We start from the raw sequence: 15,271 nt of genomic DNA, 5'->3' as shown, positions 1-15,271 counted from the left end.
GGCACGCCCACCCGATACGGCAGAATTAGTCGTCGTTGCCGCGCATCCGCGCGGACCCTCCTTCATCAGTAGGGAGGTTTGTGACCCCTCAGGAAGGAGAGCGCCATGGGCAAGACTGGTCGTAAGCGTCGTGCGCGTCGCAAGAAGGGCGCCAACCACGGTAAGCGTCCCAACGCCTGAGTTTTTTGTGGGCTGACGAGACCCCCGTCCATATGGACGGGGGTCTTTTGTACATGCTTCGGCCCCGGTGGGCGGTGTCAGGACTGTCAGCGATATGCCACGTGCATGTGCACGACACGGCTGCGCAACTGCATCGGCGCAGCAACAGTGCGATTGCATCGCTTGAGGGCACGGGACACGGCTGCCTCCATGTCCGCCTCGTCCATGCAGCTCTCGCAAGCCACGATGTGACGGCGGAACGCGTCGGCGTCCTGCGCACTCATCTCACCGTGCAGGAAATCCTGGAGGTGGTCAATGACCCAGTAACAGGATTCCTCGTCACCGAGGGGCTGTGTCATCGTGGTCCCTCTTTTCCTGCCACACGGGCCAACTCCGGACGGCCGAGATACTCCTCGTCGACCTGACCGGCGTGAGGGCCAATCCCTCGCGCACCTGCGACGTCAACCAGCTGCGTGCGCAGCTGCTTGCGGGCGCGGTTGAGCCGGCTCATCACCGTACCGATGGGCGTACCCATGATCTCGGCGATTTCCTTGTAGGCGAATCCCTCGACGTCGGCCAACAGCACAACCTGTCGGAACTCGTCGGACAGCCCGTCAAGAGCATCAAGGATCTGCTGGTCGGGCAGCCCGTCCAAGGCTTCCAACTCGGCGGATCGAAGTCCGTTGCTGTCATGGGATGCAGCCCGCGCGATCTGCCAGTCCTCGACGTCCTCATCGTCGGAGGTCTGCGGTCGGCGCTGGGCCTTTCGGTACGAATTGATGTAGGTGTTCGTCAGGATGCGGTAGAGCCAAGCCTTGAGATTGGTCCCTGGGCGGAACTGACGGAATGACACGAATGCCTTCGCATAGGTCTCCTGGACGACGTCCTCGGCGTCAGCCGCGTTACGGGTCATTCGCAGCGCGGCGCCGTAGAGCTGATCAAGATACTCGAGGGCATCACGTTCGAACCGCTCGGCCCTTTCAGCCTCGGTTTCCTTGGTGACATCCATGGTGCTCGACGCGTCCCCGCGGCGATTCATCATGGATTTGGGCTCTCCTGTGGTCATCGCTGTCCAGCTTAATGCACAGCGCCGATGACGATCGGAGGGGCGACGGCTCCGCCCGGTACATCGCGTGGTGAGGACAGCGTTCATGTCCGGTCAACACATCACAAAGGTTGATCTATTCCCACGGCACGTGTTCATCTGACGAAAATATTGCCCATCCGGCTACCGCGGTGGCCGTTGGCGCGGTAGACATGTATTCATGAGTATCATCCGAGGCTTGGGCCGAACCATGTTCGCCAGTTACTTCATCGTCAAGGGGACGAACTCCGCGATGAAGCCCGATTCCTTCGTGGAGGATGCCGAGCCGGTTGCCGACCGTCTCCTTCCTCTGGTACAGCGCGCACTGCCGGCATCTGTCGGCGCGTACATCCCTGAGGACACCAAGATCTTGGTTCGCATCACCGGCGCTGCCCAGGCTTGTGGCGGTCTTGGAATGGCGACGGGTCTCGCCCGTCGTGTCGGTGCCGGAGTTGTCGCCACCACGATGATTCCGCATGTGCTCGCTTCCATTCCTGACAAGTCCTTGCCGAAGGACGAGCGCGCCGCGGCCCGTTCGGTCCTGCTGCGTAACGTCGCTCTTCTGGGTGGGGCCATGATGGCCTCCCGCGACACCGCCGGTCGTCCCAGCCTGGCTTGGCGCGCTGCTGACACCCAGCGTCGGGTCTCGTCTGCTGCCAGCGACCAGCGCAAGGCCGTCAGCTCCTCCGTCGACGACTTGTCGAAGTCGGCCCGCAAGAAGCTCAAGAAGGCCCAGGAAAGAGCTCAGAAGGAAGCTGTCAAGGCGCAGAAAAAGGCCAAGAAGGCTCAGAAGAAGATTGCTGACTGACCAGCACCGCTGGACCGCCCCGCGAGTCGACCATCGTCTCGCGGGGCGTGTCGTCGTCCCGGGATCCAAGTCCCAGACGAACCGCGCCCTTGTTCTCGCTGCACTCGGTGACGGACCCAGCGTCCTTGACGGTGTCCTCACCTCGCGTGACTCTGCCCTCATGACCGCCGGGCTGCAGCGCCTCGGTGCTGACATCCAGCCAGTCGGCCCGTCCTCGGTTCGAGTCATGCCCGGCCTGGCGCATTCTGCCGGTCTGATTGACTGCGGCCTCGCCGGCACCGTCATGAGGTTCCTCCCGGGGGTTGCCGCACTTGTCCCCGGCAAGACCCGTTTCGTCGGTGACACGCAGGCTTGCCGACGTCCGATCGGCCCCGTTCTCGACGGGTTGCGCCAGCTCGGTGTGACAGTTGATTCCAACCAGCTGCCATTCGCCATGACAGCTCCTGACCGTCTGGGTGGCCCCGAGGTGACGATCGATTCCTCGACGTCGAGCCAGTTCATCTCGGCCTTGTTGTTAGCCGCGGCTCGCTTCCCACGTGGTATTGATCTTCATCACGACGGGACGTCTGTGCCGTCAGCTCCCCACATCGCCATGACCTGCGAGATGCTGGCGGATCGTGGCGTCACGGTGACCAGTGACGAGCTCTGCCACTGGGTGGTGCGGCCCGGCCCGATTCACGCCCTTGACCACGTCATCGAGCCAGACCTCACCAATGCCGCCGTCTTCCTCGCCGCGTCCCTGGTCGCTGGCGGATTCGTGACGGTGCAGGCATGGCCTGCATCCAGCGCCCAACCCGGGGCACAGTTCATCCAGATCGCCACGATGATGGGAGCCACAGCGACTCATTCCGAAGGCTCGATGACACTGGAATCCCCCGGATGGCAAGCCCTCCAACCGATCGACGTCGACCTGCATGAAGCGAGCGAGCTCACCCCCGTTGTGGCTGCTGTTGCGTCCCTTGCCCAGGGGCCGTCGCGTATTCGTGGGGTCGCACACATTCGCGGCCACGAAACCGATCGCCTTGCCGCCCTCGAGCATGAATTGTCCAGGATCGGCGTCACCGTCCAACAGACCGAGGACGGTCTGCAGATCGACGGTCACGGTGCCGACTCCCTCAATGGCGGGTTGATCCGGTGCTACGCCGATCACCGGATGGCCCATGCCGGTGCCCTTCTGGGCCTGGCCGTCAACAGGATCGAGCTCGACGACATCACGTGCACGGCCAAGACCATGCCGCAGTTCCCACAGATGTGGGCTGACCTCGTCAAGGAGAGCTGAGTGTCACCACGACGTCTGGCCTCCTCGGGAATCGACACCAGCGACTGGTCCTCCTACGACCGACCACGTCGCCGCACCAAGCCGCGAACCAAGCAACGCCCGGATCACTCCTCGTTGCCCATCGGGACCGTCATCACCATCGACAGAGGCCGATACCGCTGCCGTCTCGATGACGACAGTGAGGTCATCGCTGCCAAGGCACGACAACTTGGCCGCAAGTCAGTCATCGTCGGGGACAAAGTGCGTCTTGACGGCGACGTGTCGGGTGGCGAGGGGACGTTGGCCAGAATCGTCCACACCGAGGAACGTGCCACCGTCCTGCGTCGCACGGCCGACGACACCGATCCGCATGAGCGTCCCATCGTTGCCAATGCCAATCAGGTGGTCATCGTCACCGCCCTCGCCGATCCCCCACCGCGTCCCGGGATGATCGACCGTATTCTGGTGGCTGCCCACGCCTCCGGGGTTTCCCCCGTCATCTGCCTGACCAAGGCTGATCTGGCGCCGGGGGATGACTTCGTGGCGCTCTACTGCGACTTGGGGATTCCGGTCGTGACCAGCCGCCCAGGTAGCGATCTGAAGGATCTTCACGAGCTGCTGGACGGCAGGATCAGCGTACTCGTCGGCCATTCCGGAGTCGGAAAATCAACGCTCATCAATGCTGTGGTTCCCGGCGTCCATCGGGTCACGGGCCACGTCAACGACGTCACCGGGCGTGGCCGCCACACCTCCACCAGCGCGGAAGCGATCCCGCTGCCCCAGGGCGGCTGGATCATCGACACCCCTGGGGTGCGGTCCTTTGGCCTGTCCCACGTCGAGCCCGATGACATCCTCGCCAGTTTCCAGGAACTCGACGAGGTTGCCGTCGAGTGCCCACGCGGGTGCCGCCACAGTGACGACAGTCCCGGGTGCGCCATTGACGAGGCCCTCGCCACGGGAAGGGTGCGGCAGTCCCGGGTGGACTCACTGCGACGCCTGTTGAGCGCTACCGCCCCGCGCTGAGCAGGGCAGCAGCGTCATTCACTTGCTGTCATCCCGGTTGTCCTCGGCGTTCTCCTCAAGCACCTCGATGGCAAGACGTCCGCTGGTACGACGGATGAAGGTTGCGATCCCGTCGGCTTCTTCATCACGACAGCCAATGTACGGCATGTGACCGGTGTCGAAGAAGGCCTCCTCGATGCGATCGAAGGCATCGTCGTCGAGCTTGAGATGGTTGATGGTGTCGCGAGCCGCAAAATACGGGGTGGCCAGGTCGTAGTGGGCGTATTCGACGCGCATGTGCAGGCCCTTCTGAGCTCGCATGACCCGTTCCAGCTTGTCGGTGACGTTGACCGGACGGCCCTGAAACTCCTTGTAATTCCAGTTCTTGTACAGCGGCAGGCCCAGGTTGTACTGGGACTCGGTGGTCACCCCGAGCTCGCTGCGCAGGTAGTGTTGGAAGCCATGGACGAAGGCTGCCCCGGTGTCGTCGCCACTCGGGTCGGTGTCGGCAATCTCGTCGGTTCGCTTCGGCAACGCACCCTTGTAGCGGCCGTCGATACGGCCGACAACCTTGCCCTCGCCACGCAGCAGCTCGGTGCAGAAGCGCATGTGTTCGACACGCAGGTCGGCACGTTCGATGTAGCCGCCGTTCAGACCGGTGAGCCGGGACATGGTCTCCGTGACCTGACCCCTCTCCGCACGGTCAAGGCGATGACCGGCGGCGAGAGCCTGACGGTAGGGACCGACGGCGAATTCCTCGGCCTCTGCGAGCACGTCTTCAAGGCTGCGATCAGCGTTGTGGCCGTGGTAGTGGGCGACGGCGGCATAAGTTGGAAGGAAGTCAACGCAGGCGCGATCCCAGGTGAGGTCCTCGAAGTCCTGGTTACCGAAGTCGAGCACGGAAGAGACGAGGATGATGCCGTTGAGGTACATCGAGAAGGTGTCCTGCAGGCGCTGCGCAACACTCACGGCCCGGACAGTTCCGTAGGACTCTCCCAACAGGTAGAGCGGGCTTGCCCACCTGCCATGACGGGTGACCCACAGTCGGATGAGCTCACTGACGAGCTCGACGTCCTTGCTCCAGCCGTGCCACTGAGTGGGGTCCTCGCCGTCAACAACTCGGGAGTATCCGGTCGACATCGCATCAATGACGACGAGGTCGGTCTCCCGAAGTAGTGTGTGCTCGTTGTCCATGAGGTGGAACGGCGGGGTGGCCGGGTCCTCAGGGGTCCCCGGATCAACGACGCGGGGTCCAACCAGGCCCATGTGCAACCACACCGAGGAGGATCCCGGGCCACCATTGAACACGAATGTCAACGGTCGCGTGGTGGGATCGATGTCGTCCAAGGTGTAGGCCGTCACTCCCATGAGAGCCAGCGGCGTGTGAGCGGTGAAGGCATTGTTGACGATCTTCTCGCTGCCCAGGACGATGCGTCCGGTGGTTGCGGTGTAGCTGAGGTCACCGTCAACCGTGGAGATGGTGTGGTGAGTCGTCACCAGGTCATCAGTCGGAGCGGGTGTCTCTGGGCCCTTGGTGGAGGTTTCATCTGTCGTCATGACCTCAGCCTAGGACTGTCGATCGCAAACCTCCTGAGTTTCGGTGTCCTCGATGCCGCGCACACCAGTAGGGTGAGGACATGGCCGATCACACCGATGACCTCCGCTTGGCACACATTCTCGCTGACGATGCCGACTCCTTGACGACGTCTCGATTCGGCGCCCGGGACCTGACGGTCTCGACCAAGCCCGATCGTTCCGAAGTGACCGACGCAGATCTGGCCGTTGAGGATTCGGTACGTCGCACCTTGTCGCGGATGCGCTCCCGAGACGCCGTACATGGCGAGGAACGGGCCGACACCGGCGAGGGCCCGCGTCGCTGGATCATCGATCCGATCGACGGCACCGCGAATTTCCTACGCGGAGTTCCAGTATGGGCCACCCTTATTGCCCTCAGCGTCGAGGACCAGGTCGTCGCGTCCGTCGTGTCGGCTCCAGCCCTGAAACGACGCTGGTGGGCCGCCAGGGGTTCCGGGGCGTGGACCGGCAAGTCACTTGCCTCGGCAACACCCATTCACGTGTCCAATGTGCGCAACCTTGACGACGCCTTCCTGTCCTACTCCTCCCTCCACGGATGGGTGGAAAGTGGACGCGGTCGAGGTTTCGGCGAGCTCATGAGATCGGTGTGGCGTACCCGCGCCTTCGGTGATTTCTGGTCGTACATGATGGTGGCCGAGGGAGTCGTCGACCTGGCATGCGAACCGGAGTTGGGACTGCACGACATGGCCGCCCTTGACGTCATCGTCACCGAGGCCGGCGGCAAGTTCACTGGCCTCGATGGCAGGGAGGGCCCTTGGTCAGGAAATGCCATGGCGTCCAACGGATTCCTTCACGACGAGGCCTTGGGCTTGGTCAGGCCTGAGGATTGAGGCTCCGCCGTCAACCTCAGACCCGTTGGTAAGGGAGCGGACGGGTGATCATCGCCTCCTGCTGTCTTGTGTCGTTGGGATCAGAGGATTCTGGCGCGAATCGTCCCCTCGAGATCGGTGACATTGGCCAACAACTCGCCGTCAGTTTCGGCAATGTCGAGGACGCAATAGCCGAGCTCCCCCTTGGTGGCCAGCGCCTGATACGTGACGTTGCCTCCCTGGTCGGCGACGAGTCGGTTGAGCGTGGCCATCACACCGGGGATATTGCGATGAAGATGACCGATACGGGCGCCAGTACGCGGAGACGGAGTGATTTCGGGAATATTGACGCTCATCCCGGTTGCGCCATTTTCGACGTAATCAATGAGCTTCCCGGCGACGTAACGACCGATGTCGACCTGGGCCTCTTGGGTGGAGCCACCAATGTGCGGAGTGAGGATCACATTGTCCAGCTCACGCAATGGGGACATGAACGGCTCCTTGCCCGAGGCGGGTTCCTCAGGGTAGACGTCGATTCCTGCACCTGCGATGTGTCCGGTACGCAGATTGTCAACCAAAGCATCAATGTCGACGACCTTGCCGCGAGAAAGGTTGAGGAACAACGAGCGCGGCCTCATCATGGAAAACTCCCGCGCTCCAATGAGGTTGTCGTTGCTCGGGCGTCCATCAACGTGCAAGGACACCGTCTCAACACTGCCCAGCAGCTCTTCCATGGATTCACACTTGTGGGCGTTTCCCATGGGCAGGACGTCAGCAATGTCGTAGAAGAAGACCTGCATGCCCATCGCTTCGGCCACCACGGACAGCTGCTGGCCGATGTTTCCGTATCCGATGATGCCGAGACGACGACCGCGGATCTCGTGGGACCCAATGGCGGACTTGCGCCACACCCCGTTGTGCATCTGGGTGTTGCGATCACCAAGACGACGGGCCAACGCAGTGATCTCCGCCATCACCAGTTCAACAACTGATCGGGTATTGGAATAAGGGGCGTTGAAAGCCGGAACACCAACCTGGGCCATGGTGGCCAGATCCATCTGGTTCGTGCCAATGCAGAAAGCTCCCACAGCAGTGAGAGTGTCACCACACGCCTCGACGACCCGACCGCTGACGCGAGTCCGCGACCTGATACCCAACAGATCAACTCCGTCGAGAGCGCTGATGAGGTCGTCCTCGTCGAGGGCCTCACTCACCCGCTCGACCTCATAACCGGCCTGTTTCAAGGTTCGAACGGCTTCATCGTGGATGTTCTCAAGCAGGAGCGCCTTCATGGCGATCAGTCTATGGAGACAGCAGGGTCGACGTGCCGAGCCCGTCTCAGTGGGTGGAATCGCCCACACGGATCCGAGGAATCGCTGCCAACAATTCCTGGGTGACTTCGTGGTGCGGATCGCGGTAGACGTCAGAAAGAGGGCCTCTTTCGACAATGCGTCCAGCGCTCATGACAGCCACGGTGTCGCACAGATGACGCACCACGGCCAGATCGTGAGAAACGAAGACCATCGTCAGTCCTCGTCGACGCACCAAGTCATTCAGCAGGTTGAGCACCTGGGCACGCACCGACACGTCGAGCGCCGACACCGGTTCATCGGCCAGCAGGACGGCGGGCTCAGTGACCAAGGCCCTGGCAATGGCAATACGCTGACGCTGACCACCAGAGAACTCATGGGGAAAACGGCTGGCGGACTCGGGATCCAGTCCGACGTCAATCATGGCCTTCGTCAGCCGGTCCTTTCGTTCCTGGCGGGTCATCTTGCGCGCGACCGGGGACCGCAGTGGCTCAGTGATCGCTCGACCGATGTTCATACGCGGATCCAGGGAGGACCGCGGGTCCTGGAACACCATCGAGGCCGACCGACGCAAATCACGTACCGCGTCGGTATCGTCCAAGGATCGTCCCCGGAAGCGGACGGAGCCAGAATCCGGCCGCCGCAAGGCCATCATGACTTTCAGCAGGGTGGACTTCCCTGATCCGGACTCCCCCACCAGACCGAGCCGTTCCCCCTCGTCGATGTGCAGGGAGACCCCGCCCAGAGCGTCAACCCCGGCGCCACGCGGCCCCAGATGAAGATGCAGGTCCTCAACCTCGATCTGAGTGGTCATGAATCCTCCAACACGATCGCTGCCCCGGGCTCGACAAGGTCGAGTCGGGCGGCTCGCAGTAGCCGTCGGGTGTAGGTATGAGCTGGTTCGGACAGCACTGTGCGGGCCGGGCCGGTTTCGACGATCCGGCCCGAGGTCATGACGATGAGGTCGTGGCAGACGTGGGACACCACCGCAAGGTCGTGAGTGATGAACAAACAGGCCGCGCCCACTGAGTCAAGCACCTCGTCAATCGTTGTGAGTACCTGTGCCTGCACCGTCACGTCAAGGGCTGTCGTCGGTTCGTCGCAGATGAGCAGGTCCGGGGAGTTGACCAGGGCCATGGCAAGCAGGACTCTCTGACGCTGGCCACCGGAGAGTTGGTGTGGGTAGGAGTTGGCCACTCGGGCCGGGTCCTCAATGCCAACTTGTTCCAGCATCTCCATGACTCGATCATGAGCCCGGCCTCGCGCGATGGCATGGTGCAGCAGGGGAACCTCGCCAACCTGCCTTCCGACCTTCATCGTCGGGTCGAGTGCTGTCATGGGTTCTTGGAACACCATCCCGATGCTGCTGCCTCGCAATGCGGACATAGCTCGATCGCTGGCCCCGATGATCTCCTCGCCCCTCCAACGGATGGAACCCGAGACGTGGGCGTTTCCAGGAAGCAGGCCCATGATCGCCAGGGCAGTGACGGACTTCCCCGATCCGGACTCACCGATGAGGCCAAGGCGCTCACCGGGATCCAGGGACCAGCTGACATGATCGACCGCGACCCGACGGTGCCGTCCGAAATCGACAACGAGATCGTTGACTTCCAGAAGTGCCATCAGCGGACCTCCCGCAATCTCGGATCAAGGAAATCGCGCAAACCGTCTCCCAGGAGCGTGAAGCCCATGACGACTCCGGCGATCGCCAACGCCGGCGCCACGGTTAGCCAGGGGTTGTCGAAAAGATACACTTGGGAATCACGCAACATTCGTCCCCAGGTGGCAACGGTTGCCGGAGTGGCCAGACCGAGATAACTCAGCGCTGCCTCTGCCAGGATCGCGGTGCCATAGGACACCGAGGCCTGCACGCCGATCAGTGGAGCAATGTTGGGCAGCACGTGGTTGTAGGCGACGGAGTGCCATGACATTCCTGAGCTGCGGGCCGCGACGACGTAATCCTGGGCAAGGACCTGCCGACTGGCCGTTCTCGTGATTCGCGCGAATACCGGAACCGTCGAGACGCCGATGGCCACCATGCCGGTCAGGGTTGATCCACCCACCGCCGCGGCAAAAATGATGGCCAGCAACAAGGCTGGGAACGCATACAGCAGATCGGCAGCTCGTCCCACGATCATGGACCAAGGCCGGGCAAGCATGGCAGATGTCACCCCCCACGGCACTCCGATTCCGGCAGCGATGAGTACTGACACCACACCGACGAGCAGGCAGGTACGGGCGCCCACGAGCATCCGGGATGCAATGTCAGAGCCGAACCCGTCAGTGCCAAGCCAATGCTGGCTGCTGGGCCCCAGAAGACGATCTGCCGGAACGACGAGATTGGGATCATATGGTGTCCACACCGCGGAGGTGACTCCGGCGAGGACGACCACGCCGACCAGAACACACCCAATGACCAGACTTGCCCTCTTCATGAGCGGTCCTCCTGTCTGGAAGCGGCACTGGTACGCAGCCGAGGATCAAGGGCCACGATGACAAGATCCGTGAGGTAGGAGATGAGCAGTACGAGGGCCACGATGACCATGACGACGTCGCTGACGACGAGAAGATCGCGGGTACTGACGGCATCGAGGAGATAGGACCCCAAACCTGGGATGACGAAGACCTCTTCAACGACGATCGCTCCCACGAGCATTGCGCTTGCCTGCAGACCGAGGACGGTGGCCAGGCTGATCGAAGCATTACGCAATCCGTGACGATGAAGCGCGGGCCACAGCCGCCAGCCGGCAGCGCGTGCGGTGCGCAGGTGATCGTCAGCGAGAACGTCGATGAAGGCGCTGCGTACGTAACGTGTCATGACCGCAGCCTGGACAATGGACAGGGACAACACAGGAAGGACGAGGTGTGCTGCCCATTCTCCGACATCCTCGTGCAGCGGGACATACCCGCCAGCAGGCAGCCATCCAAGGGTCACCGAGAACAGCAGGATGAGAAGGATTCCGGCGAGGAACGCTGGGATGCTCATGAGGATCTGGGACAGTGCCGAGGCGGCGAATCCGCGACCCTCCCGACGATGGACAGCTGCATAGGCGCCCATCGGCAGGCAGACCAGGAGAGCCAACAGCAGGGCCAGCCCCACCAGCCAACCCGTCACCGCCAGGCGTGAGGTGATCTGCGGCCCGATCGGTTCGGCCGACACGATCGAGGTACCCAAGTCTCCCTTGATCAAAGAGCTGATCCAATCCCAATAACGCTGGGGCCAAGGAAGGTCCAGGCCCAATCGGGTGCGGACGGCTGCCGCAGCCTTCGGGTCCGCGTTGGCTCCCAGAATCACCTGGGCGACGTCACCGGGGAGCAAGCTGAGCAGGGCAAAGACGACCAAGGATGCAACCAGCAACCACACCAGCAACTCCCCCAATGGGAGGAGGACACGTTTGAGGAAGGTCACCTCGACCTCCTGACATTGGTGAGGTCAAAGCTCATTGAGGTGGTGTTGCGTTGAAGTCCGCTGATGTCAGCCTTGCTGATGGTGATCTTTGGCATCAGGAAGAGGAACCCCCCAGCAGCATCATTCGCCAGGATCCGGCTGGCCTGCATCATGGTGTCGTTGGTGCGGTCGGCTGGGCCGGTCCGGGCGGAGTCGATGAGACGGTTGAATTCCTTGTTGCGGTAGCGCCAGTAGTAGTCGGGGTTGGCCCAGTTGACGATGTCGCGAGCCTCCACGTGGGCGACGATCGTCAGATCGTAATCAGCATGGGTGTAGACGACGTCAAGCCAGCGAGCCGGGAATTCCAGCTCGTCGTTGTCGACGGTGATGCCGACCTGGGCCAGGTCGGAGGCAATCACCCGGGATGCTGCCGTCGCGTAGGGCAGGGCTGCGGCCCGCAACCTGAGAGTCAGCCCATTGGGGTATCCGGCCTCAGCGAGAAGCTTGCGCGCCCGTGCTGGGTCATAGGGCCAGGTGTGGGACAGATCAGTGTACCAAGGGTCGGTAGGTGGGACCATCGAACCGATGAGTGTTCCTTGGCCATTCCACACGACATCGAGCAATCCCTTGCGGTCGATCGCCATGAGGATGGCCTGTCGGACGCGTCGGTCTGACAGCGGCTTGGAGGTGTTGTTCATGCCCAGCACGACCTCGCCGTTCGTGGATCCCCGCAGTACCCGGTAGTCCGGGTTGCCGGTGAAGCGGGAGAGCGCCTGAGGTGTCGTCAGATCGGAGACGACGTCGAGATCTCCCGACAGCAGGGCGGCCGTCTGCGAGGTCGGGTCCGAGTAGTACGAGAAACGAACGGTGGGACGTCCCCCCTCGTGCCACGGGCGAGGGGACGGCGACAAGGTCACCGAGTGACCCGGTGTGAACTCGGTGACGACGTAGGGCCCAGATCCCTGTGGCCGGGTGGCCAGGTCCTTGGTGGCGGGATCGATGACGACACCCGATGTGCTTGCGAGGTTGAACAGCAGGAAATTGTCGCGATGGGACAGGTCGAGGACGACCGTGTCGTCGTCGGGGGTACGGATGGCCTTGATTGCCGACAGGTTCGCCTGGTTGACGGGGCTGGCGGACTCGGCCCTCATCCGTTCCAGGGAGGACTTCACCGCCGCTGAGTTCACCGCGGTCCCGGACGCGAAGCGCGCTGATGGATCGAGGCGGAAGGTGAGGTGAAGTCCATCCTCGGACAGCTGCCACGACTTGGCCAACAGACCGACGAGCTTGCCCGAGTCGTCAATGCGGACGAGGGTTTCATACACGTTGTAGAGGAGGACCTGTGGGATCGCTGCGGCGGCATTCGACACCAGGTCCAGTGTCGGAGGAGCAGCCGTCGCCCCAATGGTGAGAACTCCCTCTTCGGCGGACTGGCAACCGGCGATTCCGGTGGTCGACAGAGCCACTGCCACGGCAAGCCCCGCAGCTTTCAACTGACCTCGCATCGTATGGTCACGCTCCCCTCGGGTTCAGCACCCTGCGGGTTAGCATAACCGACCCCGGATTCATACTGACAGTGAGGTTGGTAGTGGGGTGAGATGTGCCCGATCTGCGGACCGGCCGGATGCCGAAGACGGGGGGTGATGCGCCTGGCGTGTGAAGCACGTCCCGACCTGATTTGTCTTGCACCGGTGTGATCTGTATAGTCGAGCAAGTCGACGCGGGGTGGAGCAGTTCGGTAGCTCGCCGGGCTCATAACCCGGAGGTCACAGGTTCAAATCCTGTCCCCGCTACCACCAGAAGGCCGGTTCACAAGGAACTCTCCTTGTGAACCGGCCTTCGTCATGCCCCCTGAGTTCGCTTCGCGAGGGATGACGGACTCGTCCGCAGGAATCGGACACGGTCACTCGGTCATGCGTAATCTGACAGACTGGCGACTCGTGACACATTCCGATGAGTCCCCCACCTGTACCGCCGACGCAGCCGACGAGATCAATTCACCATCGACCAGACGGATCATCGCTCTCGTGACGATCCTCAATGCCATCGGACTCGTCATTGACGTCACGGTCGCATCCATAATCGGATCAGCATCGCTGTTCGCCGACGCGGCAGACTTCCTCGAGGACGTCCTCATCAACGGACTCGTCCTGGTGGCCCTCGGGTGGTCGGTGCAGTCACGACGGAAGGCCAGCATCTGGTTGGCCGGTCTCATCCTCGTACCGGCAGCTGCAGCATTGGGAACTGCCGTCTGGAAGATCATCTCAGGGGTCCCGCCCGAGCCCGTGCCGTTGTCAGTGACGGCCATCATTGCCCTGCTCATCAACCTGTCGTGCGCCATCGCACTCATGACATTGCGTCACCAAGGATCGAGCCTGGTTCGAGGGGCATGGCTGGCCGCACGCAATGACGTGCTCGGCAATGTGCTCATTCTGGTCGCTGGTCTCATCACGACGGTGTGGTTCACGGTCTGGCCCGACGTCATCGTCGGACTCGTGATGTCCGCCATCAATGCCAACGCCGCCAAGGACGTGTGGGCGCAGGCTCGCCGGGAGGTGCCTCAACTAGAGATTGACGAGGACTGAGCGGCACCGGAACGTCTCGCCGAGCCCCTCGTCAGCCACACCTCCCGGCACGGAACCGCCAGACGCCATGGGCCTCACCGACACAGCGGCTGGTCCCAGTCCTCGCCACGCAGTGGGGCAATGATGACCGGACGCAGCTGGCGGCGTCCCAACTGGACTGCCACAGAGCCGTCCAGCCACTCCTGCAAACCAGCACGGAACCCGGGACGCCGTGTCCCCAGCACGAAACATCCGGCGTCGATGTTGTGAGCAAGGTGGGCAAGCTGCTGATCCGGCAGGCCGGACAGGTGGATGAGGTCCCACTCCATCTCCGGGTAGTTCGCCATGAAGGTGTCCAGAGCGCCTTGGATCGACGACCGGGCAGTCGCCATCGAAATGCGTTGGGCACTCGGGTCCAGTGGGTGGCTCTGGTCGGGATCAGACGGGTTCGGCACACGATCGGTCGCGACATAAGCGAAGACGATCTTGCCGCCCATGGCCCTGGCATGCTCGACGCCGACCTCCAGCACGGCTCGCGGAATGTCCGGCATGATCGCGACGATGACCGGACGGCCCCTCATCGTCCCCCGGGGCGAACGCTCGTATGTCACGGATGCACGGCGGTCGGTCACGGAGGTGTCCTTGGCCAGCTCGTGTTGCTGCTCGGTCATGATCGTCTCCTACATGTGGCGGCACGTTACCGACACGGTGCACATTACCGACCACGAGACGACCTCACGACCGGTCGTCACCTCAGGGTGCCGAGAACGGCGGACTCCAAGGCCGGGACGAGGTCGACCGATCCGAGCAAGTCCTCCGGATGATCGACGAGACGGGCCACCCCATAGTGGCTGCCATCACGCAGCGCACCGGCCACGACACGTACGTCCTGACGCTTGGGATGAGCTGCGACGAAAGCTGCAGCCTTGTCCGGACCGTCCGGAATCTCGTTGGCACACTCGTCGGGCAGGAAGATCCGTTCGACACAGATGGCCGCCCCGTCAACGGCCTCTCCCCAAGCCGTCGTGGCGAGGGCCTGGGCCAGATCCTCCCCCGCATGGAAGTCGTCCTGCTCGATGCTGGAGAGACTACCCGGACTGCCCGGGGCGAGCTGACCGGCAAGTGCAGGTTCGGCCTTCATGAGGTCGACGGTGCGCGCCAGGGCGAACAGGCGTGGGGGGCCACCCCAGCTCGATGTTCCGACGAACCTCTCGATCTCAGCCAGACATGCCACGAGCGCATCATTGACCGACGGTGTCTCGGACCCTGCGTTCTCGACATCCTGACTCATCT

17 protein-coding genes and 1 tRNA gene are annotated in these 15,271 nt (G+C 62.7%); 7 read left to right on the top strand and 11 right to left on the bottom strand.

Annotation, left to right across the window (positions count from 1 at the left end):
* Window positions 1-105: 105 nt before the first annotated feature.
* On the top strand, window positions 106-180 hold the full coding sequence (locus ACSJJT_RS00550) for a 50S ribosomal protein bL37 (RefSeq protein ID WP_369797015.1): 75 nt from the start codon (window positions 106-108) through the stop codon (window positions 178-180).
* A gap of 86 nt (window positions 181-266) precedes the next feature.
* Here the strand turns inward: ACSJJT_RS00550 and ACSJJT_RS00545 are convergent, their stop codons facing one another.
* Window positions 267-518: a zf-HC2 domain-containing protein gene (locus ACSJJT_RS00545; protein ID WP_435916460.1), complete on the bottom strand. Its 252-nt coding sequence runs from the start codon at window positions 516-518 to the stop codon at window positions 267-269.
* Window positions 515-1,198: a sigma-70 family RNA polymerase sigma factor gene (locus ACSJJT_RS00540; RefSeq protein WP_435916991.1), complete on the bottom strand. Its 684-nt coding sequence runs from the start codon at window positions 1,196-1,198 to the stop codon at window positions 515-517. Before ACSJJT_RS00540 ends, ACSJJT_RS00545 begins: the two co-directional genes overlap by 4 nt.
* Before the next feature lie 226 nt (window positions 1,199-1,424).
* On the opposite strand from ACSJJT_RS00540, the gene ACSJJT_RS00535 reads away from it, so the two are divergent.
* From ACSJJT_RS00535 to rsgA, 3 genes are read left to right on the top strand one after another with little or no spacing between them, the layout of a single operon-like run.
* Entirely contained in the window at window positions 1,425-2,051 is a 627-nt protein-coding gene (locus ACSJJT_RS00535) for a DoxX family protein (protein ID WP_435916459.1), read from the top strand.
* A complete protein-coding gene (aroA, locus tag ACSJJT_RS00530) occupies window positions 2,041-3,330 on the top strand; it encodes a 3-phosphoshikimate 1-carboxyvinyltransferase (protein ID WP_435916458.1) in 1,290 nt (429 codons plus the stop codon). The genes ACSJJT_RS00535 and aroA overlap by 11 nt, the downstream gene beginning before the upstream one ends.
* The gene (rsgA, locus tag ACSJJT_RS00525) at window positions 3,331-4,332 is read left to right on the top strand and encodes a ribosome small subunit-dependent GTPase A (protein ID WP_435916456.1); all 1,002 of its coding nucleotides are present in this window, start codon (window positions 3,331-3,333) and stop codon (window positions 4,330-4,332) included.
* 18 nt (window positions 4,333-4,350) lie between these two features.
* On the opposite strand, the gene ACSJJT_RS00520 is transcribed toward rsgA, so the two are convergent.
* The gene (locus ACSJJT_RS00520; protein ID WP_435916455.1) at window positions 4,351-5,868 is read right to left on the bottom strand and encodes a S10 family peptidase; all 1,518 of its coding nucleotides are present in this window, start codon (window positions 5,866-5,868) and stop codon (window positions 4,351-4,353) included.
* 80 nt (window positions 5,869-5,948) lie between these two features.
* Between ACSJJT_RS00520 and ACSJJT_RS00515 the strand changes: the two genes are divergently transcribed.
* The gene (locus ACSJJT_RS00515) at window positions 5,949-6,737 is read left to right on the top strand and encodes an inositol monophosphatase family protein (protein ID WP_435916454.1); all 789 of its coding nucleotides are present in this window, start codon (window positions 5,949-5,951) and stop codon (window positions 6,735-6,737) included.
* A gap of 80 nt (window positions 6,738-6,817) precedes the next feature.
* On the opposite strand, the gene serA is transcribed toward ACSJJT_RS00515, so the two are convergent.
* From serA to ACSJJT_RS00485, 6 genes are read right to left on the bottom strand one after another with little or no spacing between them, the layout of a single operon-like run.
* Window positions 6,818-8,008 (bottom strand): phosphoglycerate dehydrogenase, encoded by a 1,191-nt coding sequence (gene serA, locus ACSJJT_RS00510; RefSeq protein ID WP_435916453.1) that lies wholly within the window; start codon window positions 8,006-8,008, stop codon window positions 6,818-6,820.
* Between the two features lie 46 nt (window positions 8,009-8,054).
* Window positions 8,055-8,840, bottom strand: a complete 786-nt coding sequence (locus ACSJJT_RS00505) for an ABC transporter ATP-binding protein (protein WP_435916452.1) — start codon at window positions 8,838-8,840, stop codon at window positions 8,055-8,057.
* Window positions 8,837-9,649, bottom strand: coding sequence for an ABC transporter ATP-binding protein (locus ACSJJT_RS00500; RefSeq protein ID WP_435916451.1), 813 nt, complete (start codon window positions 9,647-9,649; stop codon window positions 8,837-8,839). Before ACSJJT_RS00500 ends, ACSJJT_RS00505 begins: the two co-directional genes overlap by 4 nt.
* Window positions 9,649-10,461, bottom strand: a complete 813-nt coding sequence (locus ACSJJT_RS00495) for an ABC transporter permease (protein ID WP_435916450.1) — start codon at window positions 10,459-10,461, stop codon at window positions 9,649-9,651. The genes ACSJJT_RS00500 and ACSJJT_RS00495 overlap by 1 nt, the downstream gene beginning before the upstream one ends.
* Complete coding sequence (locus ACSJJT_RS00490) at window positions 10,458-11,435, bottom strand: ABC transporter permease (protein WP_435916449.1); 978 nt, start codon at window positions 11,433-11,435, stop codon at window positions 10,458-10,460. Before ACSJJT_RS00490 ends, ACSJJT_RS00495 begins: the two co-directional genes overlap by 4 nt.
* Window positions 11,432-12,919, bottom strand: a complete 1,488-nt coding sequence (locus tag ACSJJT_RS00485) for an ABC transporter substrate-binding protein (RefSeq protein ID WP_435916448.1) — start codon at window positions 12,917-12,919, stop codon at window positions 11,432-11,434. The genes ACSJJT_RS00490 and ACSJJT_RS00485 overlap by 4 nt, the downstream gene beginning before the upstream one ends.
* 214 nt (window positions 12,920-13,133) lie before the next feature.
* On the opposite strand from ACSJJT_RS00485, the gene ACSJJT_RS00480 reads away from it, so the two are divergent.
* Both ACSJJT_RS00480 and ACSJJT_RS00475 read left to right on the top strand, forming a co-directional pair.
* Window positions 13,134-13,210 (top strand) — tRNA-Met (locus ACSJJT_RS00480).
* Window positions 13,211-13,354: 144 nt separating this feature from the next.
* Entirely contained in the window at window positions 13,355-13,999 is a 645-nt protein-coding gene (locus ACSJJT_RS00475) for a cation efflux transmembrane domain-containing protein (protein ID WP_435916447.1), read from the top strand.
* A gap of 74 nt (window positions 14,000-14,073) precedes the next feature.
* Here ACSJJT_RS00475 and ACSJJT_RS00470 read toward each other — a convergent pair whose 3' ends face one another.
* Both ACSJJT_RS00470 and ACSJJT_RS00465 read right to left on the bottom strand, forming a co-directional pair.
* Window positions 14,074-14,559 carry a universal stress protein gene (locus tag ACSJJT_RS00470; RefSeq protein ID WP_435916990.1) on the bottom strand — a complete coding sequence of 162 codons (486 nt, stop codon included), beginning with the start codon at window positions 14,557-14,559 and terminating at the stop codon, window positions 14,074-14,076.
* 167 nt (window positions 14,560-14,726) lie between these two features.
* A complete protein-coding gene (locus ACSJJT_RS00465; RefSeq protein WP_435916446.1) occupies window positions 14,727-15,269 on the bottom strand; it encodes a PPA1309 family protein in 543 nt (180 codons plus the stop codon).
* Window positions 15,270-15,271: the final 2 nt, after the last annotated feature.

The organism is Cutibacterium nasicola (assembly GCF_051303185.1).
In the GTDB taxonomy this organism is placed as follows: Bacteria; Actinomycetota; Actinomycetes; order Propionibacteriales; family Propionibacteriaceae; genus Cutibacterium.
The sequence above is the reverse complement of the archived record's forward strand: the minus strand, read 5'-3'. Positions and strand labels throughout refer to the sequence as shown.

Excerpts from the sequence above, each read along its gene's own strand:
- ACSJJT_RS00545 (WP_435916460.1), bottom strand. The coding sequence starts at position 518 with ATGACACAGCCCCTCGGTGACGAGGAATCCTGTTACTGGGTCATTGAC.
- ACSJJT_RS00540 (WP_435916991.1), bottom strand. The coding sequence starts at position 1,198 with ATGAATCGCCGCGGGGACGCGTCGAGCACCATGGATGTCACCAAGGAA.
- ACSJJT_RS00535 (WP_435916459.1), top strand. The coding sequence starts at position 1,425 with ATGAGTATCATCCGAGGCTTGGGCCGAACCATGTTCGCCAGTTACTTC.
- ACSJJT_RS00520 (WP_435916455.1), bottom strand. The coding sequence starts at position 5,868 with ATGACGACAGATGAAACCTCCACCAAGGGCCCAGAGACACCCGCTCCG.
- ACSJJT_RS00515 (WP_435916454.1), top strand. The coding sequence starts at position 5,949 with ATGGCCGATCACACCGATGACCTCCGCTTGGCACACATTCTCGCTGAC.
- serA (WP_435916453.1), bottom strand. The coding sequence starts at position 8,008 with ATGAAGGCGCTCCTGCTTGAGAACATCCACGATGAAGCCGTTCGAACC.
- ACSJJT_RS00505 (WP_435916452.1), bottom strand. The coding sequence starts at position 8,840 with ATGACCACTCAGATCGAGGTTGAGGACCTGCATCTTCATCTGGGGCCG.
- ACSJJT_RS00500 (WP_435916451.1), bottom strand. The coding sequence starts at position 9,649 with ATGGCACTTCTGGAAGTCAACGATCTCGTTGTCGATTTCGGACGGCAC.
- ACSJJT_RS00495 (WP_435916450.1), bottom strand. The coding sequence starts at position 10,461 with ATGAAGAGGGCAAGTCTGGTCATTGGGTGTGTTCTGGTCGGCGTGGTC.
- ACSJJT_RS00485 (WP_435916448.1), bottom strand. The coding sequence starts at position 12,919 with ATGCGAGGTCAGTTGAAAGCTGCGGGGCTTGCCGTGGCAGTGGCTCTG.
- ACSJJT_RS00470 (WP_435916990.1), bottom strand. The coding sequence starts at position 14,559 with ATGAGGGGCCGTCCGGTCATCGTCGCGATCATGCCGGACATTCCGCGA.
- ACSJJT_RS00465 (WP_435916446.1), bottom strand. The coding sequence starts at position 15,269 with ATGAGTCAGGATGTCGAGAACGCAGGGTCCGAGACACCGTCGGTCAAT.